This is a genomic window from Runella sp. CRIBMP, from assembly GCF_009905605.1.
Taxonomy (GTDB): Bacteria; Bacteroidota; Bacteroidia; order Cytophagales; family Spirosomataceae; genus Runella.
On sequence record NZ_JAAAKZ010000001.1, the window covers coordinates 227,375 to 249,805 of the forward strand.

Genomic DNA, 22,431 nt, shown 5'->3' on the forward strand with positions numbered 1-22,431 from the left:
CCTGAATTTTGTTTTTCCAAGAAAAGAAGGCAACAAGCGGCCTCTTTTTTGACTATTTTTGCGAAAATTTACACTCACATACCGCTCTGATAAATCGGATGAAAATCAGTCTTCACCAACAAGAATCCTTCGAGCGCCGTCACCACGGCCAAAGTCCCAAAGATTTACAGGAAATGCTGAAAACGGTCGGCGTAGCTACGCTCGACGAGTTGATAGAGCAAACGGTGCCGGCGGCTATCCGTCTGGCCCAACCGTTAAACTTACCCGCCCCGAAGTCAGAATCTGACTTTTTGAACGATTTGAAAAAAGTAGCGCGTCAAAACCGCATTTTTCAATCTTACATCGGAACAGGTTATTACGATACCCATGTACCCAATGTGATTTTACGGAATATTCTGGAAAATCCTGCTTGGTACACGGCGTATACACCTTACCAAGCCGAAATCGCGCAGGGACGTTTGGAGATGTTGCTCAACTTCCAAACGGCGGTCATTGATTTGACGGGCATGGAAATCGCTAATGCCTCTTTGTTGGATGAAGCCACCGCTGCTGCCGAAGCCATGACGATGCTCCACAGCCTTCGCCCTGCGGCCAAGAAAAAAGCGGAAACGTTCTTTGTGTCGGACCGTTGTCATCCACAAACCATTGATTTGATCTATACCCGTGCTACTCCATTGAATATCAACGTAGTAGTGGGCGACCATACCAAGGTAGATTTGACCGACCCTGCCATTTATGGAGTGTTGGTGCAATATCCTGCTACCGACGGTGAAGTCATTGATTATACCGATTTTATCGCTGCTGCGCACGAACTGAATATTTTTGTGGCCGTTGCCGCTGATTTATTAAGCCTTACTTTGCTAAAAGCACCCGGTGAAATGGGCGCCGATGTAGTCGTAGGTTCGGCCCAGCGTTTTGGGGTTCCGATGGGCTACGGTGGCCCGCACGCAGCTTTTTTTGCAACAAAAGATGCCTTTAAGCGTCAGATTCCAGGCCGTATTATTGGTGTGTCTATTGATGCCGAAGGAAATCGGGCGCTACGTATGGCGCTCCAAACGCGCGAGCAACATATTCGTCGCGAAAAAGCGACTTCCAATATTTGTACCGCTCAAGTGTTACTTTCGGTCATGGCGGCGGCTTACGCTGTCTATCACGGACCCGAAGGTTTGAAAGCGATTGCTTCTAAAATTCACGGATTGACCAAAGCCTTTGCCGATTCGGTGTCGCACATGGGCTATGAAGTGTTGACCCAAAACTATTTTGATACCGTTACGGTAAAGGTGCACAATGCCGACAACTTGCGCGAAGAAGCTGAAAAACGTTGGATTAACTTACGTTACAGCGCAAATGGGCACGTAGGTGTGTCGTTTGATGAAGTAAAGTCATTCAGTGATTTGATTGCTATCTTGGATTTGTTCGCCACGGCTTCAGGCGAAGGCGTGGAGATGACGGTTCCGAGCGAAGTGGACGTAATTTTCCCCGAGAATTTGGCCCGTCAGTCGGATTATTTGACGCATCCCGTCTTCGGCACGTACCATACCGAGCACGATATGCTTCGTTATTTGAAGTCGTTGGAAAGCAAAGATTTATCGTTGGTTCATTCCATGATTTCGTTGGGAAGTTGTACAATGAAACTCAACGCTACGGCCGAGATGATTCCCGTTACGTGGCCTGAGTTCGGTAAGATGCACCCTTTTGCCCCCGTAAATCAAACGGCGGGTTACCAATTGTTGTTCAAACATTTGAACGATTGGCTGTGCGAAATCACGGGCTTCGCGGCCATGTCGCTGCAACCCAACTCGGGTGCGCAGGGCGAGTACGCAGGCTTGATGGTGATTCGGGCGTATCACGAGGCGCGCGGCGACAGCCACCGCAACGTGGCCTTGATTCCGTCGTCGGCGCACGGTACCAACCCAGCTTCGGCCGTGATGGCAGGTATGAAAGTGGTGGTGACCAAATGCGACGAACGCGGAAACATCGACGTAGCTGACCTCAAAGCCAAAGCCGAGCAGTACAGCAACGAGTTGGCGTGTTTGATGGTGACTTATCCTTCGACTCACGGCGTATTTGAAGAAAGTATCATTGAAATTTGCCAAGTTATCCACAATCACGGTGGACAAGTATACATGGACGGGGCAAACATGAACGCACAGGTAGGCTTGACCAGCCCTGCCACGATTGGCGCAGATGTTTGTCACCTCAACTTGCACAAAACCTTCTGTATTCCTCACGGCGGCGGTGGTCCGGGTATGGGGCCCATCGGCGTAGCGGCGCATTTAGTGCCGTATTTGCCGGGACACGTGAATCTTTCTGATTCGACCGATAAAGTTCATGGTGCCGTTTCTGCCGCTCCTTATGGCTCGGCCAGCATCCTGACCATCTCGCATGCCTACATCGCTATGATGGGGGCAGAAGGAGTTACCAATGCTACAAAAATGGCGATTTTGAACGCCAACTACATCAAACAGCGTTTGGCCGGTGACGGTCAGTTTGAAATCCTGTATACAGGGGCAAACGGTCGTTGTGCGCACGAAATGATCGTAGATTGTCGCCCATTCAAAGCGGCGGGTATTGAAGCGGAGGATTTGGCCAAGCGCTTGATGGACTACGGATTCCACGCGCCAACCTTGTCGTTCCCGGTAGCGGGTACGCTAATGATTGAACCAACAGAATCGGAGTCAAAAGCAGAATTGGATCGTTTTTGCGATGCGCTGTTAAGCATCCGTGCCGAAATCCGCGAAGTAGAAGAAGGTATTGCCGATAAAGCCGATAACGTTCTGAAAAATGCCCCTCACACGGCACGCGTGGTATTGACCGAAAATTGGGAGCGCCCTTACACTCGCGAGAGAGCGGCTTTCCCGTTACCTCATTTGCGTTTCAATAAGTTTTGGCCAAGCGTAAGCCGCATTGATTCAGCCTATGGTGACCGTCATTTGGTGTGCGCATGTGTGCCAGTTGAAGAATACGCGCAGGCAGAAGCATAATCAAATAAAACCAGATTTTTGGTTGTTGATAACTGACACCAATTAATAAATCCCTCGGTTGCTTTGGCGGTCGGGGGATTTTTATTGAAAATGACAAAAAGCATTTTTTGGGGATGTTGTTGGTCATAAAGTATTTGGCGGGAAATGGTGAATATTGAACATCACAAAAAACAATTTCCCAATGAAAAGAAGAGAACCAGTTTCGCACATCATGACCAAAAACGTGTTTACCGTAAAAGTAACCGACGATTTACACGAAGTAATTGAATTAGTTAAAAAGAATCACATTCGTCACTTGCCCGTTTTGGACGGGACAGAAGTGGTAGGAATCATAAGTAGCACGGACATTAATCGGCTAACATTCAGTTCGTTGTTTGAGAATCAGGAGGGGGCCGACGAAGCCATTTTAGAAATGCTTTCCATTCAACAGGTAATGACCCAAAAGCCGCGTACGGTAGAGGCTTCTCTGAGCATCAGAGAAGTGGCCGAAATCCTTACGACCGAAGAATACCACGCTTTACCAGTGGTTGAAAATGGTCATTTGGCGGGCATTGTGACCACCACCGACGTGATAAAATATATGCTGGAACAATACTAGCTTTTAAAACAATCTACCAAACGGCGTGGTTTGTAGCAATACAAATACGCCGTTTTTTTTATGCATACTCCTCTTACGCTTTTTTGGTTTCGTCGCGATTTGCGCTTACACGACAATGCAGGATTGTATCACGCGCTCAAGTCAGGCAATCCAGTTTTGCCCGTGTTTATTTTTGATACCGAGATTTTGGACCAATTGGAGGACAAAAAAGACCGTCGGGTAGAGTTTATTCATCTGGCCATTCATGAACTTCAAACGCAATTAACGCAACTCGGCAGTACACTCATTGTAAAATACGGCAAGCCCTCAGAAGTATGGCAGCAGCTTTCGGACGAATACTACATCGCTGAAGTGCATACTAATCACGATTACGAACCCTACGCCCTTGCCCGCGACAAAGCAATCGGTGAGTTTTTGAACAGTCGAGGGACGGCTTTTTATACCCACAAAGACCAGTGTATATTTGAAAAAAGCGAAGTGCTAAGCGGCGCGGGAACGCCTTATACTGTTTTTACGCCTTATAGTCGCAAGTGGAAAGAAACCGTCAACGATTTTTATCTGCGCTCGTACCCGACTGAGGCGTATTTTGAGGCGTTTCTCAAAACAAAACCATTGGAGATTCCCTCGCTCGAACGCATGGGATTTGAACCGACGGGCCAACCGTTTCCGTCGAAAACGGTGCGAAATGAGCTCATTGAGCACTACAAAGAACGTCGGGATATACCGTCGATTCCGGGCACTTCACGCTTGAGTGTACACTTGCGGTTCGGAACTATTTCGATTCGAGAATTGGCCCGTAAAGCCCAAACGTTGAACGAAACCTTTCTGAACGAACTGATTTGGCGGGATTTTTACATGCAGATTCTCTGGCATTTTCCGCACGTAGGGCAGGGCAGAGCCTTCCGACCCGAGTATGATAAAATTGAATGGCGACACGATGATGCCCAATTTCAGGCGTGGTGCGAAGGCCGCACGGGCTACCCGATTGTGGATGCGGGTATGCGCGAACTAAACGTCACGGGTTTTATGCACAACCGCGTCCGGATGGTAGTGGCGAGCTTTCTGACCAAACATTTGCTCATTGACTGGCGTTGGGGCGAAGCCTATTTTGCCCAAAAACTATTGGATTATGATATGTCGGCCAACAACGGCGGCTGGCAGTGGGCGTCGGGCTCGGGAACAGATGCGGCGCCTTATTTCCGGATTTTTAACCCCACTTCTCAAACCCAAAAGTTTGACCCACAGCTTGTTTATATTAAAAAATGGGTTCCTGAAATCAATAGTTTTGAGTACCCCCGCCCCATCGTCGATCATGCGTTTGCGCGGGAGCGGTGCTTGAAAGTGTATCAGAAGGCGTTGAAAGGCATATAATTGTTTTGTCGTTCTGTTTGTTTAAATTGCATAAGCAAACCGATTAAAAGAATGAAACTCAAGGATATTATTACGATTGACCCGGAAACATTGGGCGGCACGCCTGTTTTCACGGGAACGCGTGTGCCGGTGTGGTCGTTGTTTGTACATTTAGAAAAAGGAGTATCACTGGAAGAGTTTTTGGATGACTTTCCGACCGTGAAGCATGAATATGCGGTTGCTTTATTGGAAATAGTACAGCAGACGTTTTCTTCCGAAAAGACATCCGTCAGTTATATGAAAGTGCTGCTTGATGAAAATGTGCCTCGTAAAAACCCCCTTCACTTCAACAGCCGCGCTTCCAGTTCTCCTTTATAACTCCCCGCCAGTGGAATGGTGACATTGCCAACTGTTACCTGATGGCGTTCCATTTTCTGAATGGCGTTGAGCGCCACCAAATAGGATTTATGAATGCGCAAAAAGCGGTCGGGCGGCAGCTGGGCCAACATTTCATTGAGCGTCATGCGGGTCGTGACCTTGCGGGTGCGTTCATGGATAAACAGTAGGTTGGTGTCTGACTGAATATACAAAATTTCGTCCACATTGACCCTGACCCAATCGTAGCCGTCTTTGACAAAAATACCCGACGACTCACCCGTTTTTTTGGAGTGCTGCCCCAGTGCGCGGTTGCAAGCCTGCAAAAAGCGCCCGAACTCGACGGGTTTGAGCAGGTAATCTAGGGCGTGCAATGCAAAACCTTCCACGGCATAATCAGGATATGCCGTCACAAAAATGATGTGTGTTTTAGTATTATTGAGCAATCGGGCAAAGTCTGTTCCGAGCATATCGGGCATTTGCACGTCCAAAAACAAAACATCAACGGTATTTTGGCCCAGAAATGCCAAAGCATCTGCCGTACTTACAAACGTGTGTGTGAGGCTGATAAAGGGTACTTTTTCGGCGTGCCGGCGCAAGATTTCGAGGGCAGCGGGTTCATCATCAAGGGCAATGGCAATCATCGTTTCAAAATCAGTAAAGATCCATTTGTAAATGTATTTCAAAAACGTTGTTTTCTTCTTTTATCTTCAGTGTATGTCGGTGGGCATAGAGTAATTTCAGGCGTTGTTGTACATTGGCGATGCCCACGCCGTGGCCTTTGCGATGGGCTTCCTTGGCAATTGTGCTATTTTGAAGATAGAAATCAAGGGTCTGATTTTCAACGTATAGTTTCATACGAATAAAACATGGATGCTTCATGCTGATGCCGTATTGAAACGCGTTTTCCACAAAGGGAATCAACAGCAACGGGGCGATTTGGGCAGGCTGGCCGTCGTATTCAATGTGGATGTCTAAGCGAATGCTGTCACTGTGGGGCAATCGGGCGCGTTGTAGGGTGAGATATTTGTCCAAAAAAGCTAACTCACTTTCAATACTGATATACGGTTTGGCTGATTCCTGCAAGGTAAAGCGCATGATACCCGCCAATTGTTGTACCAAATCAGCAACGGTATCGTTGTTGGCTCCGGCGGCTTCGTTGTAAATCGTGTTGAGGGTATTAAACAAAAAATGGGGGTTGATCTGCGATTTCAGCGCGGTCAGTTCGGCTTCCGTTTTTTGTTGCTGCAACACCAACTGCTCCCGACGTGCCCGAAAAGCATCGGCGATGTACCCAAAACCGATGATGATTCCCATCAACACCAGCGTGACCAAGCTGTTTTCGTCCACAAATTCTAGCTCTCTGTCTTGACGGAGCTGCAGTAGTTCAAACACCAACCAAGTAAGGGCCACTATCCACGTCCAATACCACCAACGTTTTTCAGAGGCTAAGAGCCACCACCGAAAAGGACCACGATAATTGAGCCAGCCTATTGTCCAAACTCCCGCGACCAACAGTACATAGCTCGCCAAAAACTTACCGAATCCGCTCAGGCTTTCTCCATCATTGCTGAATTGCGTTTTTAGACTTACGTACAGCAAAAACCCCAGGTAACCGCTGAACGTAATCATCAACAACAGGAACACTAAGCGGCTGTAAGGGAAGGGTTTCATTCGACTTTTTTGAGGGCGGTTTCGTCTGGTTTCAATTTGGTCATTTCTTTGGCCGCTTGGTCACTGGCGGTACGTTTAAAATAGAGGGCATTGCTCAAGTAATCATAATCGACAATGCCTTTCAAAAAAAGCGTTTCGTTGGCATTGACGGTAAATATCATGCTTTTCTTTTCGGTAATAAAATCGCCTTCGGTCTCTATCCTGATCTTTCCCGCTGGGACTTCCAGCCGAAAGTATTCGTTATTGCTGAACCGTTGTGTAACCACCTGACTGTTTATTTTCACCGTAAAGTCTGAGCCAAAATAATCTTTTCTTCGGTACAGCACCACTGTTGCCCGTTCGACAGAGGGTAGTTCCTCTCCAAAACTAGGAAAGTAAAGCCAAAGCAGCATAATTGTTCGGAGTTTCATGGCTGTATATCAGACTTTTGACTTCCGTTTATGGCTTTTGCTGATGACGAAGATGCTTTGGATAAATACCTGATGTATGCGGTCAACGGGGGCGTTGGAAAGGAGGATATTATTGTCTGTTTTCCAGGGTACGGTGTTTATTCCCAAGCGGTAGCCTATCCGAAAGACCGAGTTTAGGCTGACGGGGCGAGAGGGCCGGATGGTTCGCTCCAGTGAAAGTTCAAAAAAAGTATTTTTATGGACCAATGCGGGCGATTGCCCAACGATGGGTGTAGAAAGGAGATTATTAAAGGCCAGTGTTTGGGAGGCATCGGTCGTATATACGCTGGCGGTGGATTCAACCCTGCCTACGCCTATGTTGATAAAATACTGCCGGTTTCGCTCAAAAAAAACTGCATAGCCAGCATTCAACAAGTACGCTATATAACTCCCTGTGACTTTGGTTTGTTTTTTTGTATCGCTTCCTGGAAGCCCATAGATGGCTTCTACCCCAAACTTATAACGACCTCCCTGCAAAGCACCGCCGTAGGAAGCGATGGTGTTGAATTGGACGGCTGAGTACCCAACCCCCTGACTTTTAAATGCCTGCCTCAGGTGTGGATAATGCGTTATGTTAAAATTGACGAACGGCGCTCCGATGTAAATATGTGAATGCCATTTAAATTCATCAGGATCGGGAATGGCTACAGAATCCTGTTGGGCGTTGCTTTTGACAAACGTGCTAAAAACAATCAGGGGGAATAGACAAAATAATTTCATAAAAGTTGTACTGGTTATCTTTCAAAGGATTGTAAAAATTTTTCAGGGCTGCTAACAGGCGTGCCAGTTAGACGATACAAATCAACCTACCGATGGATGCTTTAGCAAGGGTTTGTGGCCAAAGCAGCGGAGTTTGTGGGCAAAGTCAATAACTTTGAGGTGAGCCGTGGTTTTACAATAACTTTGAATGAATAAACAGTACTTTAATCATTGGCCCAAGGATGAATAATGGGCCCTTTTAAAAAACTTTGATCGCGTTAGCACGATGGTTTTTGGGTCATAAATATGTGTTTGGGAGTATGATAAACACAGACGTACTATTTTATTGGGCATTAATTTCGCCTACGTACTTTAAAATGACAGGATACCCATGAAACGTTTTAGGGATTTGTTTTTTCAGAGAGTCAGTATTGCTTGATACAAGTACCAAGATAATGTCTTTCCCTTTTTCCACCGATTGGGCAACCCCCACTACCCCTGCATAATCGAGCCAAGGATTTGCTTTTTGAACAACATCTTCGATTTTCATGGTTTTATCTTTTTTGGTTTCAAACGAACAGGAAGTAGCTACAAAAATCCCGAAAAACAGCAGAATTTGTTTCATAAGAAAAATGACCTTTGCCAGGGAAGGCAAAGGTCGGAATAATATTAGATAAATTTGATACCCAATGATGACATAACGGGGGCAATAGGATTAACGATGGTAATAATTGAAGAGCCCGCAAAAAGCAATCCTACGGCTTGGTTTTGCATGTTCAATACTAGGCTTCCAGAATCGCCGCCCGCACTCATATCGGAGGTGATGATTTGATTCACAAATCGAGCCACTCTGCCGCCTCCGTAATTAACATTTATTGTACCATTTATGGCTTGGACTTTGCCAGTAGAATGTGCGGTAGTACGGCCACATTTCTGAACAATCATCCCTACACTCGCTAACGCGGTGCCATTGCAATAGCCTATCCAGTTGATTTCGCGGTTGAGTACGTTGAAATCGCCTTCTGCAATAGCGGCATCCACCAAATTGGTAGATCCTGCGGCGAAGTTAATCGGGACAAAACGCGCTAATTTCGCTACTACATCAGCAGGATTGAGCCCTCCGTCGTAGGGGCCCGGCTGTAAGATGGCGTCTCCTAGTGAGGCATCATTTGAATTTGCCAACACGTGATTATTGCTTAAGATATAAAACCGTGGGGTTTTGCCAATCGACGGCGTAATGTCCTTTACACAGGTAGCAATGGTCCCCGCCGTAATTTTATAATGGCCCACGCTCAGGCCACCCTGTACAGGCCGCTGGCGACGGGTGGTTTCTAAGAGGCTGCCTGCCATGATGGTGCCGCTTTCAATTACATCGGTTTTGAAGTTGCCAATTGTAGAAGGAATTAATTCGTCAGTATCAATCAACCTTTTGTCCAGTTTACTTTCAACATAAACGGTCAAGCAAGGGTCGCCTGTTTCTTTTCCATTTTTGACTTTGTGCGAAATGGCAACACCTACAACATTTTGACGGGCGAGGAGGCTGTTTTGCTCTACATTCTGCGTTTCAGCAAGTGAAAGGTACTCACCTTTCATTTCAAAAAGATTCATCATTTTGATAGAATTTAAGGGTTTAAAGAATGAATGTTAATCAGATGAAAAATAAATTTGGACTAGGGGTGGTCGGTTCGTGCTCGAATGACCAGATTGACCATATCGCTGCCACCGCTCGCAAAATTGGCCGAAGCATTATGGGCGCTTTGAATAGCTACGGCATAGGGTGAACTGTTCCACCAACCAAAGAAGGGGCCTCCCGATTGGCCCGGCCAAACGTCGGCTTTATGGGTTAAATATTGGTGGGCGTCGGCAAGTTCATCAGCACCGTTTAAGGCAAAATTCCCCTGGAAAGTAGGACGTTGGCCCCCCGTTAAATCTCCTGGATACCCAACGTGAGACCAATAAAGGCCGCCATCCCAGCTGTCGGTGTAAGATTTGCTGCCCAGCCATCCCGTTTGATCACCAATTCTTCTATCCAAAACAATCACCACATAATCGTATTGAAGCTCCGTGTAATCCACGCCCCCTGCTCCAGAAACTTTGTATTTATAATAGGTCAAGGTCGACCAAGCTGCTCCAAAAGGAGCACTGCCGTTGTAATAAGCAGGGGTAAATTTCAGCCAGCCAGTGGTATTGTTGGGTTTCCAATCCACAATATGGCTACACGTCAATAAGTGACGTGGGCCAATCATTACGCCGCTACCCGAGCCAAGTGAAGATTCGACCCGACCAAAACAGCGCCAGGGATAAGCCGTACTGTTGAACACGCGACGGTCGTCAGGACTGAAAATCGTTTCAATATCTGCACCGTTCATGAAGCTTTTACGGTCAATAAAAGCAGGAAGGGCATCTTTTTTAGATTCAGCCGCTGCCTTAGGTTCAAAATCTGCAAAACTTGGAATGAAGCCTTTTGTTTCTAAAGGCTCAGCAATGGTTGCTAATTCTGCTTTTGTAAATGCTTTAAAACCGACCGACTTACCACCCACAGGAAACACCCGGGTACCCAAAGGAACGGGCTCCGAAGAAATCACGGCCTCGCTAACCACAGGGCTTATCATTGGAGGCGTTGTCTTTGCTTTTTGAGCAGTCATTTTTTTAATTTCCTCAGCCGACATAGGCTGTCCAACTACCAAATCAGTTGCCATTTTTAGAAAAAGTTAAAGGTTGAAAAGTGACATTCTTGTAGAAACTTATCACGCCAGCCGCACAGTGCTTAGCTGGAAGCCGTTTTAAATACCTTGACAAAGTTCTTGACTTTTATGGCGGTTTGTGCCCGCCAATTCGGGTGGTATTTGGGAGGGTATATAAATTAAAAAAAGCCACTTCTATGGAAGTGGCTTCATACCTGTTGAAAAAACAAGTACCTATTTACTCAGCAATTCTTTCAGAACCTTTGTGGTATTTACCTGTTCGTCTAGTATTGTTACTATGCTATCTACGCCCAATTTAACCCCTTCTTGAACGAGTATTTCCAGTTTTTTATCGTCTGATTTGTCAGTAAAGAGTTGTGCAGATTCTTGCGGAAATTCGGGTAACGAGTTTACAATGCTTTGCATTACTCCCCCCAGGAGGGCATCTATAACCGTATCTTCCGACAAAAGGGGCGTTTTTGTTTTGGCTTTTTCTTCATTTGCAATAGAAATATTAAGGAGTTTACTCAACACATGTGGCTCTTTTTCGCCCAGAAAATCCACAAATGTCTTTGCTGCTTCCACTACTTCGGTGTCGGAGAAGGTTTGTTGTATCATTTTACGGGTTTGTTGACCTACCTCTATTATTTCCTCCCATTTGGGTTTTGGATTAGGTCTAACCTCCCAAATAAGCGGGAATTTATAACGGATAAAATAGATATATCTAAATCTAAAACAGCGTTGTAGGTAGGTGGGGCTAATCCACAAAGCTATATTTCTAAAATATTGTTTGATGTCTTCATATTCTGGGGTCGGATTGCCATTGACGTAAAAACCCGTATCTCCTGCCCGAGTACTTCCCTCTCCATTTAGATTTATGTTTAAGAAATGGTGCCAAGTGGCATCAACCGAAACACGCCCCTTGCCCGCTAAATGCCCATCATAGGCTACAATTGCCCCAAAACATCGCGGATTAACCGCAGGTTTGAAGCTATCTGTTAAGGCTCCTGCACCAGAATATGAAATTGCCACCAATTGGGGGCTTACTCTTGAGCCCCCACCAATCGCGGCGGGGTATTCATCGCGCATATCGCCTGGCAGCACTTTCTCAGTTAGGTTACTGGGGACTACACACTCGCCTTCGTGTGCATGGTCTGGTAAAAATCGAATCACGCCTCTACTTTTACTAAGTAGTGGGTGAGGAACAGCCGACGTCCCGATCGTAAAAAAACGAGGAATAATATTTTGCGGGGTTTCGTCTGATTGGTCATTGAATTGATAACCAGCAGTATCTCCAACGACGGTTGTGTCTAGTCTATTTGCGGAGCCTCCATCAGGGGCTACTTGTCGGCCTGCTGGAGCATTAGGCCAATACCATTTGCGCATACTCCTGACACGCGGTATCTCTGCGCACATGGCTTTCCCTAAATCTTCGTGGTCGCCAGTGGCAAAAACTCCCCCACCTGCTTCCATAAAGTTGGTAATAGCCAGCAATTCTGCGGTGGGGAGTATTGGGCTTCTCTGAACACCAAAAAGCCAAACTTGGTCATAGTTAGTATTATTGAAGGCTTTAGCGGCGGCTGGTGCGGGCACCTGTGAGTTGTCAAACTTAAAGTTATTTATATCAGCTCCTGTACCTACCCCTCGATGTGCCTTTGTAATCACAAAATCCACAAAGGGTCTGCTACTTGTATTGAGGGCTTTGGTGATGAGTTCTGCTAACCCAAAATCGTTATTGCCAAATGCGATACCACCATCTGACACAATTAAAATTCTAACCTTGCACCTTCGCCATGGCCAAAGTATAATTTTGTCGAAATCAACAGGTTTAAAATTGTCTTTGATTGGCTTTAATCTGAGGTTTAACATGATTGTAAAAGATTAATGTTTCGGGTTTATTTGTCGTAAAAACCTATCACGCATGCTATTGCAGGTGCCAGCAAGAAAGCATGTTCAATGCCTCAAAATTCCACATTAATCTTATTTGTCTATCCCACCAATTTGGGGGGTATTTGAAAGTCATTAAAATGCCAACAACCACCCTGAAGGGGGTGGTTGTTGATAAAACGATAGGCAGGATTTGAGTCCTGAGTTTTCAAAATCTCAATATTCTTTGGGCAGAAAACGCAAGAATTTGTACTGCCAGATGCCGACCATTAGTAAGATGAGGCCCAGAATTTGGCTTGCATTCCGTACCAAGTACCATTTATAGAAACTTATGGTATCGGTTTGATAGAGTTTTGTAAAAATAAATTCCAAAAACACTTCAGCCAAAGCGGGAAGGAAAAGGCCCATAAAAATCCAGAAATAAAGATTTTTATGGAGTGTTACACTTATATTAGGGTGAATATAAATGCGATATAACATTAGCCCTGAACCAGCTAAAACGAAAATATTTTTTACGGTAGGGGATACCGAATCGTAGCCCCGATAACTCTTAAAAACAAAAACCTGTATCAATTCAAACATAATAAGCCCTAAAACAGCATAACCAAAAAAGGCCTTCCAATTTTTGTTTTTGACTAAATCTCGAAAAAAAAGGCCAATAAAAGTAAAACGGGCAAAATAGTGAAGAGGGTTAAGGAAAGTCATATGATCTACATTATGCGCTTTCGTAAAAGGCCTAATATGGGTCGTATAGTAGGGAAATGAGTCATGAAAAATATATTCAACCAACACCCATTCAATAAGTGCTAATGAAGCACAACATCCTATCCAAACGGTAAACCATTTGGTTGGATAAGAGGATAGATACTTCTGCTTGGTCAAGGCAAAAGTCCAAATCCCTACTTTGAGTGTTAGAATAAATAGTGCTGAATAGCGCAGGGAGTCTTCTAAGATGTCCAACATGTTATTCTTCTTGAGGTGGTCGTGGTATTCGAATAGGCATATCAGATTCATTGCGCTTAGGATGTAAAAACACTACATACCTTCCATCCTTGTATTGACCAATGCGGGCATCAATATATTCTTCAATTTCAAAAACTATCTGTCTTAGATAAGTAGGTTCTAAAATGAGAATAGGAAATTTGATATTCGCTTTTTTTCTTGCTGAATCGGTTTTTGAGATGGAATTTTTTATTTCGTCTGCTAGGTGTTCGGGGGAAGCCCAAAAATAATCTAGGATCAATTCGTGATTTACTTCACTGATAATAAGGCCCAAAAGGGAACTTGAGCTTTCCAGTTGTTTTATTACTTCGTCACATTTGATTTGAAATAATTCACCTGAAGAATTCTTACGGTAAAGCAGCTTTGCTAAGCTTTCACTTTTTTTCTTACGTGGTGGATATAATTTGCGGAGTTCATAATCACCGAACAGGCGGTCAATCGGGCTAAAAAATGCTCGGATTGTTTTTGTTTTTTTGCTGCGAAGCAGCTTTCCTTGGTCGAAAAAAAAGTCCATAGTATTGTTTTGTGTAAAGTGTTGTTTATTTTTCAAATCAATCGCCCCTCAATTGCTTTGGCTACGGCCTCAGGCGCGGAGTTGACGTGGAGTTTTTCATAAATATGCTTAACGTGCCAATGCACGGTATGGAAGCTCAGGGTACAGGCGTCGGCTATCATCTTGTAACTCATTCCTTTGACCATACAGCCTAAAATTTCACGTTCGCGGTCGGTGAGCGATACGTAAGTCGGTTGCGTTCTTACAAATTGGTGTTGAAACATCCGTAGTACCTTAGCCGCAATACTTGGCGTCATCCATGCGCCGCCGCTATGTACATCTAGGATGGCTTGCAACATTACTTCGGGGTCGGGGTTTTTGAGTACGTAACCGTTGGCCCCCGCACAGATGGCCGCAAAGACCCGGTGGTCATCATCAAAAACCGTTTGCATTAGCACTTTCGTGTCGGGTAAGGCCGCTTTTATTTCCTGTAAGGCTTCAATGCCCGAGATACCCGGCATCTGAATGTCCATCAACACTACATCGGGTTTGTAGCGTTTGATTTTGCCCACGCAGCCTTCGGCGTCGCCAAACGAAGCGCACATAAATACCTCGTCAGAGCCAGCCAGATACAGCGACAGACTTTGGCGAAAGCTTTTGTTATCTTCAAAGAGTACGACGCGAATCATAGGCTTGGGAGTCAGAAACAAAGAGACGAAGAAAGAGGTCCAAATAGCACTTATTCCTATGACTTTTACCCTTTGTTAAAAGTAAAGTTTTATGCTTGATACTTTGCAACAAAAATCCCGAAAGTTATCGAACGGTCACCCCCCCAATTTGGGTGGGGTGAGTATGAGGTTATATAGATATGACTGTGACTTCCAATTGGGTGCCTTTTCCTGGGTTTGAGCCCAGTTTTACCTCCATAAAGCTCTCGGAGGCACGTTTTTGGTAGTTTTTGAGGCCATTGCCCTCATAACGTTGGGTAGCGTCAAATCCTTTGCCGTTGTCAGCTATGGTCATGAGAAGTTCTTGTCCGTTCATGTTGAGCGTAACATTCACCACGGTTGCCTCAGCGTGTTTGAGGATGTTGTTGAGGGCTTCTTTGAAAATTAGGTAAAGATTTTGACGTTGCTCCATGCTGAATTGGAGTCGGGTTGTTTCGGTAGAAGAAAGTTGATTATTAAAACTCAGTGAAATATCCTGTGGAGTGAGCAATTGAAACGCCAACGAGCGCATTTTTTCAAATAACTGCTCCGTAGAATCATTGTTGGGGTTGAGTGTCCAGACCGTGTCGCGGATGGTTTGGATGGTTTCTTCGGAGTCGGTTTTGATTTGTTGTAAAATAGACAGCATTCCTGGAGCTTGTTGCCCGTATTTTTTTTCAACCAAGCGCGTCGAAATGGCAATGCTACTTAGGGTCGCGCCCACTTCGTCGTGGAGATCGGCGGCGATGCGGTTGCGGAGGCTTTGCAGTTTGAGTTTTTGGCGAAAATTATACAGCAGAAAAAAGTAAATCGCCGCGCCTGCCAACAGCAATACATACACCGCTACGGCGGGCCAAAACCACCATTCTTCCATGATGCTTTCTTCTATTTCGAGCGTGATTTGGGCGGGCTCTGACCATTGGCCGTTTTGTTGTGCCTGTACCCAAAAATGATACTCACCTCCTTTAAGATTGTTGTAGCGTGCAATAGGGTGGTTTAATGTAACTGTATCGGGGTCTAATCCAGCCGTGTAGTAGCGGTAGGTACAATCGCAGGGTTTCCATTCAATGTGCAGATCATTTTCCAACGCGGCCAGTTTTACCACGGAGTCGGTAGAAACAACTTTTGCTTTCCCGTTGGATTGAATAGATACGATGGAGGGCGTGGATTGCGCCGTTGCCGTTATGAAAACAAAAAAAATCAATCCCCACGCGCCTGCCCCGATCGCCGTTTTGTTCATGATTTTAAAAATAATTCGCAGGATAATGCCTTTGCAAATTAAGGTTTTTGGGTAACTTTCCTCTATTGTTCCCTTTTTTAATCATGGAAAAGTTACTGAAAGAACTTCAAGCTGCCGAGTTGGAGCGCCAAACGCGGCGGTATTTTCTGCAAACACTGGGCGCAGGAATCGGGTCGTTAGGATTTGGTTCATTGTTAAGCAGTTGTGGGTATTTTGGAAAAGAAGAGGCGAGCTCGGCACCGCTTCAGTCAGCTGATGCCATGGGAGTACGACTGCCGCAGTTTGCACCCAAAGCCAAACAAGTGATTTATATTCACATGGCGGGCGCGCCGTCACAGTTAGAACTGTTTGACTATAAACCTGAACTCGAAAAATACCACGGCAAAGACTGTCCAGCGGAATTTCTGGAGGGAAAGAAGTTTGCCTTCATTAAAGGCGTTCCCAAGATGTTGGGGCCGAAGGGAAAATTTGCCCAACACGGCCAATCTGGCGCGTGGATTTCGGATTATCTGCCGTATTTACAAACCGTGGCCGACGATGTTTCTTTCGTCAAGGCCATGTATACCGACCAGTTCAATCACGCACCCGCGCAGTTGCTGATGCACACTGGCAGCGCCCGTTTGGGCCGCCCGAGCATTGGCGCTTGGACAGTTTATGGACTGGGGTCAGAGAATAAAAATCTGCCCGGTTTTATCGTTTTAGCATCGGGTGGGAAACAGCCCGACGCTGGTAAATCTGTGTGGGGGAGCGGCTTTCTGCCAACGGTGTATCAGGGTGTACAATGCCGAACGGGTGGTGACCCCGTTTTGTACGTTTCAGACCCGCAGGGGATGAACCGCGACATTCGGAAGCAAACCATTGAGGCCATCAACGAAATCAATAAACAGACTTATGAAGAAGTCAAAGACCCCGAAATTCTGACGCGTATTAGCCAATACGAAATGGCGTTTCGGATGCAGATGTCGGTGCCAGAAGTGATGGATGTGAGCAAAGAACCGCAGTACATTTTGGATATGTACGGCGTAAAACCGGGCGAAGGTTCTTTTGCTATGAACTGTTTACTGGCCCGTAAACTCGTCGAAAACGGGGTGCGCTTTGTGCAATTATTTGACTGGGGGTGGGACACGCATGGCACAAGTGAAGATGGCTCGGTAGAAATTGGCCTTCATAAAAAGTGCCAAGCCTCCGACCAAAGCGTGACGGCGTTGCTGAAAGATCTTAAAATGAGGGGTTTATTGGACGAGACGCTCGTCGTATGGGGTGGTGAATTTGGTCGGACCCCCATGCAGGAAAACCGCGATGGACAGGTGCTACCTTACTCAGGCCGCGACCACCATTTGGAGGCGTTTACGGTTTGGATGGCGGGCGGGGGTGTCAAAAAAGGCTTTTCCATCGGTGAAACCGACCCGTTGGGCTATTATGGCGTCAAAGACCGTACCCACGTCCACGATCTACAGGCCACGATTCTGCATTTAATGGGCTTCAATCATGAAAAATTTACCTATCCTTTCCAAGGACGAAACTTCCGTTTGACGGATGTGGCGGGGAAGGTCATCAAGCCGATTTTGGCTTAAATTAATGATACTTTCATCAGGTTTTGACCAAAAGCATGAATGGCAGATTCAATTTTTTGAACCTGCTGGGCGGAAGGATGCTTCACACCCGAAACATACTGTCTCATTAATGCTTTGTTGATACCTGCTTTTTCAGCGATGGAATTGATTTTTAGAGGGGAAAATAAATCGAAAAACGCTGTTAAATCGTAGCGATAATCGAACTCTATACTTTCAAGGGTGACACCTTTCCAATATTCGTGTTCTTTTCCCTCGTTTTCTAAAAAATCTTCAATCAATTCAAGCATATTTTGGGTAATTTCTGCTTCAGAATTGCCCACGGTGACGTTCAGAAATCCCGGAGCTTCTACACGTCCCCAGATCTCACCGTCTCCTTTTTCTATAATTATTGTTAATCGCATTTTATTTAATGCCTGCTTTTTTCAGGATAGCTTTCAATGTGCCTATCGGAATATCTTTATTTCCATGATCTGCTACCGGAATATTGTCGGTAATCGTTGGATGTTTGAAAATACGGTGACTGCCTTTTTGTCTTACTTCAATTCATCCGTTTTCTTCTAAAAGTCTGATGACCTGTTTGGCATTCATAGAAATTATTGGGGGGTAAATTAGTTTTTTCTTTCATAGTTTTTATCGGGAGGAGTATACGTTTGAGAGTTATTATACAAAGGTAGCATAAAAGCTACCTGATTGCAAATTTTCAGGTAGCTTTTATGCTACTTATCAAAATTAAAGTGGAAATGTGCTTCTGGATTCTCAAATCCGAAAATCTTTGGCACGTTCTCTCGGCAGGTTGTGAGTAACCTGCCGCACGAGCAGCGCAGCACCCACAAGTTTAAATCCCGTATTTATCCAACAAATAAATAATGGCTGCCATTGACGCAGTGCCCAGGTCTAGCTCGCGTTTGTTGACGTTCTCAAAATTATCATTAGCAGCGTGGTGATAATCAAAATACCGTTGTGTATCAGGTTTATAGCCAAAAAGTACCGTGCCCGACTGCGCCAGTGGTCCAATATCGGCCCCGCCCCCGCCCGGCCCGATTTCGTGAAGATGGTATGGGGAGAGTAAATATTTCCATTCGGCTATTTTGGCTTTCTGCTCGGCTTTTCCGACAATGCCGAAGCCGCGAGGGGTAAAGCCCCCGTTGTCGGATTCTACGGCCGCAATATGCTTTTCGTTGTTTTGTTTGGCCAAATCGGCGTATTTCACACCGCCGCGCAGACCGTTTTCTTCATTCATAAACATCACCGCCCGAATCGTGCGCTTGGGCGTGTAGCCGATGGCTTTCAAAAGGCGTAAAACCTCGATGGATTGGACACAGCCCGCGCCGTCGTCGTGGGCACCTTCGGCCAAATCCCACGAGTCCAAATGCCCGCCCACAACGATGATTTCTTCGGGCTTTTCACTGCCTTTGAGTTCGCCTACTACATTGTGTGAGTCAGCGTCGGGGAGTGTTTCGCAGTGTTGACGGAAATAGAACGTAAGGCTTGGGTTTTCTTTCAGCTTCTGACTCAATAAGTTGGCGGCGTTGGTACTGATGGCTGCTGTCGGAATCAACGGCACGCCCGTGGCGTAGCGCATACTGCCCGTGTGCGGCACGTCATCCTGTAAAGTAGTGACCGAGCGCACAATGGCACCTACTGCACCGAGATTGCCGGCTTCGGTGGCCCCGTTGGCGCGTTGCTCTACGGCTCCGCCGTACGCTTCAAAGGTATTGAGTTTGGTCGGGTCCATGGGACGGTTGAAAAAGACGATTTTGCCTTTCACTTTGTCTTTGCCCAGCTCGCGCAGTTGCTGAAAGCTTTTTACTTCGATCACTTCAGCTTCTACGCCTTTGGGAGCGGTAGCGACCGAGCCCCCCAAAGCGGCGATGGGAACGTTGATCTTTTGTTTGCCAACTTTGATGTAGGCATTTTCTTTGGCCCCACGCACCCAATGCGGCACTTTGACATCCTGCAAAAACACGCGGTCAAAAGCCTGTTTTTCCATAAGCTCTTTGGTATAGGTTACGGCTTTTTGGGCGCCGATGGAGCCGCTGAGGCGCGGGCCGACCTGCTTGCAGAGATACCGCAGCCATTCGTAGGCCTGTCCGTTGGTGAGTACTTCGTTGTAGATTTTGCGAATCATGATGGAATCTTCGCGGGTCTGGGATAAAGCGGTTGTGCTGATGAAGAGGAGGAGGAAGAGCGATTTTTTCAAAGGTGTTGACGGTTTATCGGTTGGAGAATCGAAAGCGTACAAAAATAGGGCTTTAGAGTTGTTATGCCTAGCAAAGTAGAAAATTGGCATAACACGAAGGACTTAAAAAATAAATTCCTGTAAATTTTTGATTTACAGGAATTTATAGTTGGCGAATGGTGAAGAAGCTAACTCTTATCCTTTCAACCCTTCCAATTCTTCCCTCACAAAATTCATTAACTCCGTAATGTATTCTTTGGAGAAATCGAACGGAATGTTGGCGGCGGCGTAGATGGCACTGATAGGGGCCGTGTAGCCGAGTTTGAGGGCATTCAGGTAGCCTTGCAAACCCTTTTGTGGGTTTTGCTTATAATTCCGCCATACGCCGATGGCTCCCAGCTGCGCCATGCCGTATTCGATATAATAAAAGGGCACTTCATAAATGTGTAACTGCTTTTGCCAAATGTATTTTTTAAACTCCTCAAAACTACTCCAGTCGGTGATGGAATCGCTGAACTGCTCGTAGATTTGAAGCCACATCGTCTGGCGCTCTTCAATACTGTGCGCAGGGTTTTCGTATAGCCAATGCTGGAATTTATCAATCGTAGCCACCCACGGAAGGGTTTCGATGATAGACTCTAAATGTTGAATTTTGGCGCGGCGCAGGTCTTCTTCGTTGTCAAAAAAGACGTTCCAATAGTCCATCGTCAACAATTCCATGCTCATGGAGGCCAGCTCAGCCACTTCGGCGGGTGGGTTTTTGAAGGAGTTGAGCAGCAAATCACGCGTGACGAAATTGTGGACGGCGTGGCCGCCTTCGTGCAGCAGCGTGACCAAATCGCGGAGGTTGGAGGTGGCGTTCATGAAGATAAACGGCACACCGATTTCTTCCAGCGGATAGTTATACCCGCCCGGTGCCTTGCCCTTGCGCGACTCGAGGTCGAGGTGGCCCATGGCTTTCATTACGCGTAGATAATCACCCAATTCGGCATTAAGAAGGGTGAAACAGGTGATGGTTTTTTCCAACAATTCTTCCCCCGTGCTGAACGGCTTGAGCGGCGGGCGGTTTTGAGGGTCTACCTTAAAATCCCACGGGCGCAGGCTGTCGAGTTGGAGGGCTTCTTTGCGCTCAGCGGCCATGTCGTTGAGCATAGGCACCACGGCTTCGGCCACCGATTCATGGAAGTTAAAGCAGTCTTGTGGCGTGTAATCAAAGCGGCCCAGTGCGGCAAACATATAATCACGAAAATTGGCAAAACCTGCATTAACAGCCAGTTGATGCCGTAAATCGCGTAGTGTGTTTAGTAATTCATCCAATTGGTCTTTGCTTTCAAATCGGCGCACCTGAAGTTTATTCCAGACCAGTTCGCGCAGGACACGGTCGGTGGATTGGAGATAATCAGAGGCTTTTTGAAGGGTTACTTCTTCGCCATCGATGTTGACGGTCATGGCTCCAACGATGGCCCCGTATTTGGCCTGCTCGGTTTGGATTTGGGTTTGAATCGGTATGTTTTCTTCACGAAAGATTTCAATCGCTTTTTTCATACTCCGCAGTGTAATGTCGAAGCCGCTGTCTTTCAATTCGCCCAAATACGGGCTTTCCAACGCTTTTTTATCCAACTCGTTGCCGTAAGCGGAAAGGTGGGGTTGGAAATTTTCCACAAAATCGTTGAACTCCTTTTGGTACTGCTCACTTGCGGTGTCGCAGGTCATGCGGATATAACGCCACGCAAAATTTTCGGAAAGGTAAGACTCTAATTCGCTTTTGTCCAGAAACCACTGGCGCAGGTCATCTACGGAATAAATTGCGCGTTTTTTAAGGTTTTCGTAAAACGGCTGCAGTTGCTCCCACGTTGTTAATTCAAATTCTTCGCCCAAAAAGGTACGTGCGGGACGTTGAGGGATGGTTATTGCTGACATAAAGCTAATTTTGCAATGTTTTGGTTTTGTTCACTAACAAAGGAAGCCAAAAAATGGTTTTATCAACAAAGAATGTCAAACAAGTAATTGACCCTAGATAAAGACCGTTGAAAAGTTATTTGTAAATCTTTGTTTATCAGTATACTACTAGCCGTTATGTTTTTAAATATTCTTCTGGTTGTCGGAACATTTGTTTTTATGGAGGGCTTTGCGTGGTTTGCGCACAAGTACATTATGCACGGATTGATGTGGAATTGGCACGAATCGCACCATGTGCATCATAAAGGATGGTGGGAAACCAATGATTTGTTCGGGATTATTTTTGGAGTTACGGCCACAGCCCTAATTGTGATCGGTTCTGAAATTGAATCCCTGCGTTGGTTGATGTACGTGGGCTTTGGTATTACGCTTTATGGTATTTCTTACTTTATTTTTCATGATGTGATTGTGCATCGGCGGGTTAAAATCAAATTCAAAACCAAAAATCGTTACTTAAACCGCATCATTCGGGCGCATTATGTACACCACAAAGTGCATGAGCGCGACGGCGCGGAAGCCTTCGGATTTTTATACGCCCCCAAAAAATACGAAAAATCGTAGGGGCGGGGCCGAATCG

At 45.9% G+C, this 22,431-nt stretch carries 22 protein-coding genes; 6 read left to right on the forward strand and 16 right to left on the reverse strand.

Going from position 1 to position 22,431, the window contains the following annotated elements:
• Positions 1-98 precede the first annotated feature (98 nt).
• From gcvP to GVN20_RS00960, 4 genes are all read left to right on the forward strand, one after another.
• The gene (gene gcvP / locus GVN20_RS00945) at positions 99-2,984 is read left to right on the forward strand and encodes an aminomethyl-transferring glycine dehydrogenase (protein ID WP_166556540.1); all 2,886 of its coding nucleotides are present in this window, start codon (positions 99-101) and stop codon (positions 2,982-2,984) included.
• A gap of 181 nt (positions 2,985-3,165) precedes the next feature.
• Positions 3,166-3,582 (forward strand): CBS domain-containing protein, encoded by a 417-nt coding sequence (locus tag GVN20_RS00950; RefSeq protein WP_114463424.1) that lies wholly within the window; start codon positions 3,166-3,168, stop codon positions 3,580-3,582.
• A gap of 60 nt (positions 3,583-3,642) precedes the next feature.
• The gene (locus tag GVN20_RS00955; protein ID WP_166556541.1) at positions 3,643-4,953 is read left to right on the forward strand and encodes a deoxyribodipyrimidine photo-lyase; all 1,311 of its coding nucleotides are present in this window, start codon (positions 3,643-3,645) and stop codon (positions 4,951-4,953) included.
• A 51-nt stretch (positions 4,954-5,004) separates the two neighbouring features.
• A complete protein-coding gene (locus GVN20_RS00960) occupies positions 5,005-5,310 on the forward strand; it encodes a DUF433 domain-containing protein (RefSeq protein WP_229598936.1) in 306 nt (101 codons plus the stop codon).
• Here GVN20_RS00960 and GVN20_RS00965 read toward each other — a convergent pair.
• The 12 genes from GVN20_RS00965 to GVN20_RS01020 all read right to left on the reverse strand — a co-directional run bounded on the left by GVN20_RS00965 (position 5,274) and on the right by GVN20_RS01020 (position 16,142).
• A complete protein-coding gene (locus tag GVN20_RS00965) occupies positions 5,274-5,951 on the reverse strand; it encodes a LytTR family DNA-binding domain-containing protein (RefSeq protein ID WP_166556542.1) in 678 nt (225 codons plus the stop codon). The genes GVN20_RS00960 and GVN20_RS00965 overlap by 37 nt on opposite strands.
• A gap of 10 nt (positions 5,952-5,961) precedes the next feature.
• Positions 5,962-6,981: a sensor histidine kinase gene (locus GVN20_RS00970; protein ID WP_166556543.1), complete on the reverse strand. Its 1,020-nt coding sequence runs from the start codon at positions 6,979-6,981 to the stop codon at positions 5,962-5,964.
• Complete coding sequence (locus GVN20_RS00975) at positions 6,978-7,391, reverse strand: hypothetical protein (RefSeq protein ID WP_166556544.1); 414 nt, start codon at positions 7,389-7,391, stop codon at positions 6,978-6,980. Before GVN20_RS00975 ends, GVN20_RS00970 begins: the two co-directional genes overlap by 4 nt.
• 9 nt (positions 7,392-7,400) lie before the next feature.
• Positions 7,401-8,150, reverse strand: coding sequence for a hypothetical protein (locus tag GVN20_RS00980; RefSeq protein WP_166556545.1), 750 nt, complete (start codon positions 8,148-8,150; stop codon positions 7,401-7,403).
• A gap of 322 nt (positions 8,151-8,472) precedes the next feature.
• Positions 8,473-8,754 carry a hypothetical protein gene (locus tag GVN20_RS00985; RefSeq protein ID WP_206023171.1) on the reverse strand — a complete coding sequence of 94 codons (282 nt, stop codon included), beginning with the start codon at positions 8,752-8,754 and terminating at the stop codon, positions 8,473-8,475.
• 44 nt (positions 8,755-8,798) lie between these two features.
• The gene (locus tag GVN20_RS00990; protein ID WP_166556546.1) at positions 8,799-9,740 is read right to left on the reverse strand and encodes a trypsin-like peptidase domain-containing protein; all 942 of its coding nucleotides are present in this window, start codon (positions 9,738-9,740) and stop codon (positions 8,799-8,801) included.
• A gap of 59 nt (positions 9,741-9,799) precedes the next feature.
• The gene (locus GVN20_RS00995; protein ID WP_166556547.1) at positions 9,800-10,828 is read right to left on the reverse strand and encodes a serine protease; all 1,029 of its coding nucleotides are present in this window, start codon (positions 10,826-10,828) and stop codon (positions 9,800-9,802) included.
• A 219-nt stretch (positions 10,829-11,047) separates the two neighbouring features.
• Complete coding sequence (locus GVN20_RS01000) at positions 11,048-12,682, reverse strand: hypothetical protein (protein WP_166556548.1); 1,635 nt, start codon at positions 12,680-12,682, stop codon at positions 11,048-11,050.
• 234 nt (positions 12,683-12,916) lie between these two features.
• On the reverse strand, positions 12,917-13,663 hold the full coding sequence (locus GVN20_RS01005) for a hypothetical protein (protein ID WP_166556549.1): 747 nt from the start codon (positions 13,661-13,663) through the stop codon (positions 12,917-12,919).
• Position 13,664: 1 nt separating this feature from the next.
• Positions 13,665-14,252 carry a hypothetical protein gene (locus GVN20_RS01010; protein WP_166556550.1) on the reverse strand — a complete coding sequence of 196 codons (588 nt, stop codon included), beginning with the start codon at positions 14,250-14,252 and terminating at the stop codon, positions 13,665-13,667.
• Positions 14,249-14,884, reverse strand: a complete 636-nt coding sequence (locus GVN20_RS01015) for a response regulator transcription factor (protein WP_166556551.1) — start codon at positions 14,882-14,884, stop codon at positions 14,249-14,251. Before GVN20_RS01015 ends, GVN20_RS01010 begins: the two co-directional genes overlap by 4 nt.
• Before the next feature lie 169 nt (positions 14,885-15,053).
• Positions 15,054-16,142 (reverse strand): sensor histidine kinase, encoded by a 1,089-nt coding sequence (locus tag GVN20_RS01020; protein WP_166556552.1) that lies wholly within the window; start codon positions 16,140-16,142, stop codon positions 15,054-15,056.
• Positions 16,143-16,225: 83 nt separating this feature from the next.
• Here GVN20_RS01020 and GVN20_RS01025 point away from each other — a divergent pair, with 83 nt between their 5' ends.
• Positions 16,226-17,716 (forward strand): DUF1501 domain-containing protein, encoded by a 1,491-nt coding sequence (locus GVN20_RS01025; protein WP_166556553.1) that lies wholly within the window; start codon positions 16,226-16,228, stop codon positions 17,714-17,716.
• Here GVN20_RS01025 and GVN20_RS01030 read toward each other — a convergent pair.
• From GVN20_RS01030 to GVN20_RS01045, 4 genes are all read right to left on the reverse strand, one after another.
• The gene (locus GVN20_RS01030; protein ID WP_166556554.1) at positions 17,713-18,117 is read right to left on the reverse strand and encodes a hypothetical protein; all 405 of its coding nucleotides are present in this window, start codon (positions 18,115-18,117) and stop codon (positions 17,713-17,715) included. The genes GVN20_RS01025 and GVN20_RS01030 overlap by 4 nt on opposite strands.
• Position 18,118: 1 nt before the next feature.
• Entirely contained in the window at positions 18,119-18,259 is a 141-nt protein-coding gene (locus GVN20_RS30085) for a type II toxin-antitoxin system HicA family toxin (protein ID WP_409033833.1), read from the reverse strand.
• Positions 18,260-18,551: 292 nt separating this feature from the next.
• Entirely contained in the window at positions 18,552-19,916 is a 1,365-nt protein-coding gene (locus GVN20_RS01040) for a M28 family peptidase (RefSeq protein WP_166556555.1), read from the reverse strand.
• Between the two features lie 174 nt (positions 19,917-20,090).
• Positions 20,091-21,815, reverse strand: coding sequence for a M3 family oligoendopeptidase (locus GVN20_RS01045; protein ID WP_166556556.1), 1,725 nt, complete (start codon positions 21,813-21,815; stop codon positions 20,091-20,093).
• A 156-nt stretch (positions 21,816-21,971) separates the two neighbouring features.
• Here GVN20_RS01045 and GVN20_RS01050 point away from each other — a divergent pair, with 156 nt between their 5' ends.
• Complete coding sequence (locus GVN20_RS01050; protein ID WP_166556557.1) at positions 21,972-22,415, forward strand: sterol desaturase family protein; 444 nt, start codon at positions 21,972-21,974, stop codon at positions 22,413-22,415.
• The last annotated feature ends 16 nt before the right edge of the window (positions 22,416-22,431 follow it).

Coding starts and splice junctions, on each gene's coding strand:
- gcvP (WP_166556540.1), top strand. CDS start 99: ATGAAAATCAGTCTTCACCAACAAGAATCCTTCGAGCGCCGTCACCAC.
- GVN20_RS00950 (WP_114463424.1), top strand. CDS start 3,166: ATGAAAAGAAGAGAACCAGTTTCGCACATCATGACCAAAAACGTGTTT.
- GVN20_RS00955 (WP_166556541.1), top strand. CDS start 3,643: ATGCATACTCCTCTTACGCTTTTTTGGTTTCGTCGCGATTTGCGCTTA.
- GVN20_RS00960 (WP_229598936.1), top strand. CDS start 5,005: ATGAAACTCAAGGATATTATTACGATTGACCCGGAAACATTGGGCGGC.
- GVN20_RS00965 (WP_166556542.1), bottom strand. CDS start 5,951: ATGATTGCCATTGCCCTTGATGATGAACCCGCTGCCCTCGAAATCTTG.
- GVN20_RS00970 (WP_166556543.1), bottom strand. CDS start 6,981: ATGAAACCCTTCCCTTACAGCCGCTTAGTGTTCCTGTTGTTGATGATT.
- GVN20_RS00975 (WP_166556544.1), bottom strand. CDS start 7,391: ATGAAACTCCGAACAATTATGCTGCTTTGGCTTTACTTTCCTAGTTTT.
- GVN20_RS00980 (WP_166556545.1), bottom strand. CDS start 8,150: ATGAAATTATTTTGTCTATTCCCCCTGATTGTTTTTAGCACGTTTGTC.
- GVN20_RS00985 (WP_206023171.1), bottom strand. CDS start 8,754: ATGAAACAAATTCTGCTGTTTTTCGGGATTTTTGTAGCTACTTCCTGT.
- GVN20_RS00990 (WP_166556546.1), bottom strand. CDS start 9,740: ATGATGAATCTTTTTGAAATGAAAGGTGAGTACCTTTCACTTGCTGAA.
- GVN20_RS00995 (WP_166556547.1), bottom strand. CDS start 10,828: ATGGCAACTGATTTGGTAGTTGGACAGCCTATGTCGGCTGAGGAAATT.
- GVN20_RS01000 (WP_166556548.1), bottom strand. CDS start 12,682: ATGTTAAACCTCAGATTAAAGCCAATCAAAGACAATTTTAAACCTGTT.
- GVN20_RS01005 (WP_166556549.1), bottom strand. CDS start 13,663: ATGTTGGACATCTTAGAAGACTCCCTGCGCTATTCAGCACTATTTATT.
- GVN20_RS01015 (WP_166556551.1), bottom strand. CDS start 14,884: ATGATTCGCGTCGTACTCTTTGAAGATAACAAAAGCTTTCGCCAAAGT.
- GVN20_RS01020 (WP_166556552.1), bottom strand. CDS start 16,142: ATGAACAAAACGGCGATCGGGGCAGGCGCGTGGGGATTGATTTTTTTT.
- GVN20_RS01025 (WP_166556553.1), top strand. CDS start 16,226: ATGGAAAAGTTACTGAAAGAACTTCAAGCTGCCGAGTTGGAGCGCCAA.
- GVN20_RS01030 (WP_166556554.1), bottom strand. CDS start 18,117: ATGCGATTAACAATAATTATAGAAAAAGGAGACGGTGAGATCTGGGGA.
- GVN20_RS01045 (WP_166556556.1), bottom strand. CDS start 21,815: ATGTCAGCAATAACCATCCCTCAACGTCCCGCACGTACCTTTTTGGGC.
- GVN20_RS01050 (WP_166556557.1), top strand. CDS start 21,972: ATGTTTTTAAATATTCTTCTGGTTGTCGGAACATTTGTTTTTATGGAG.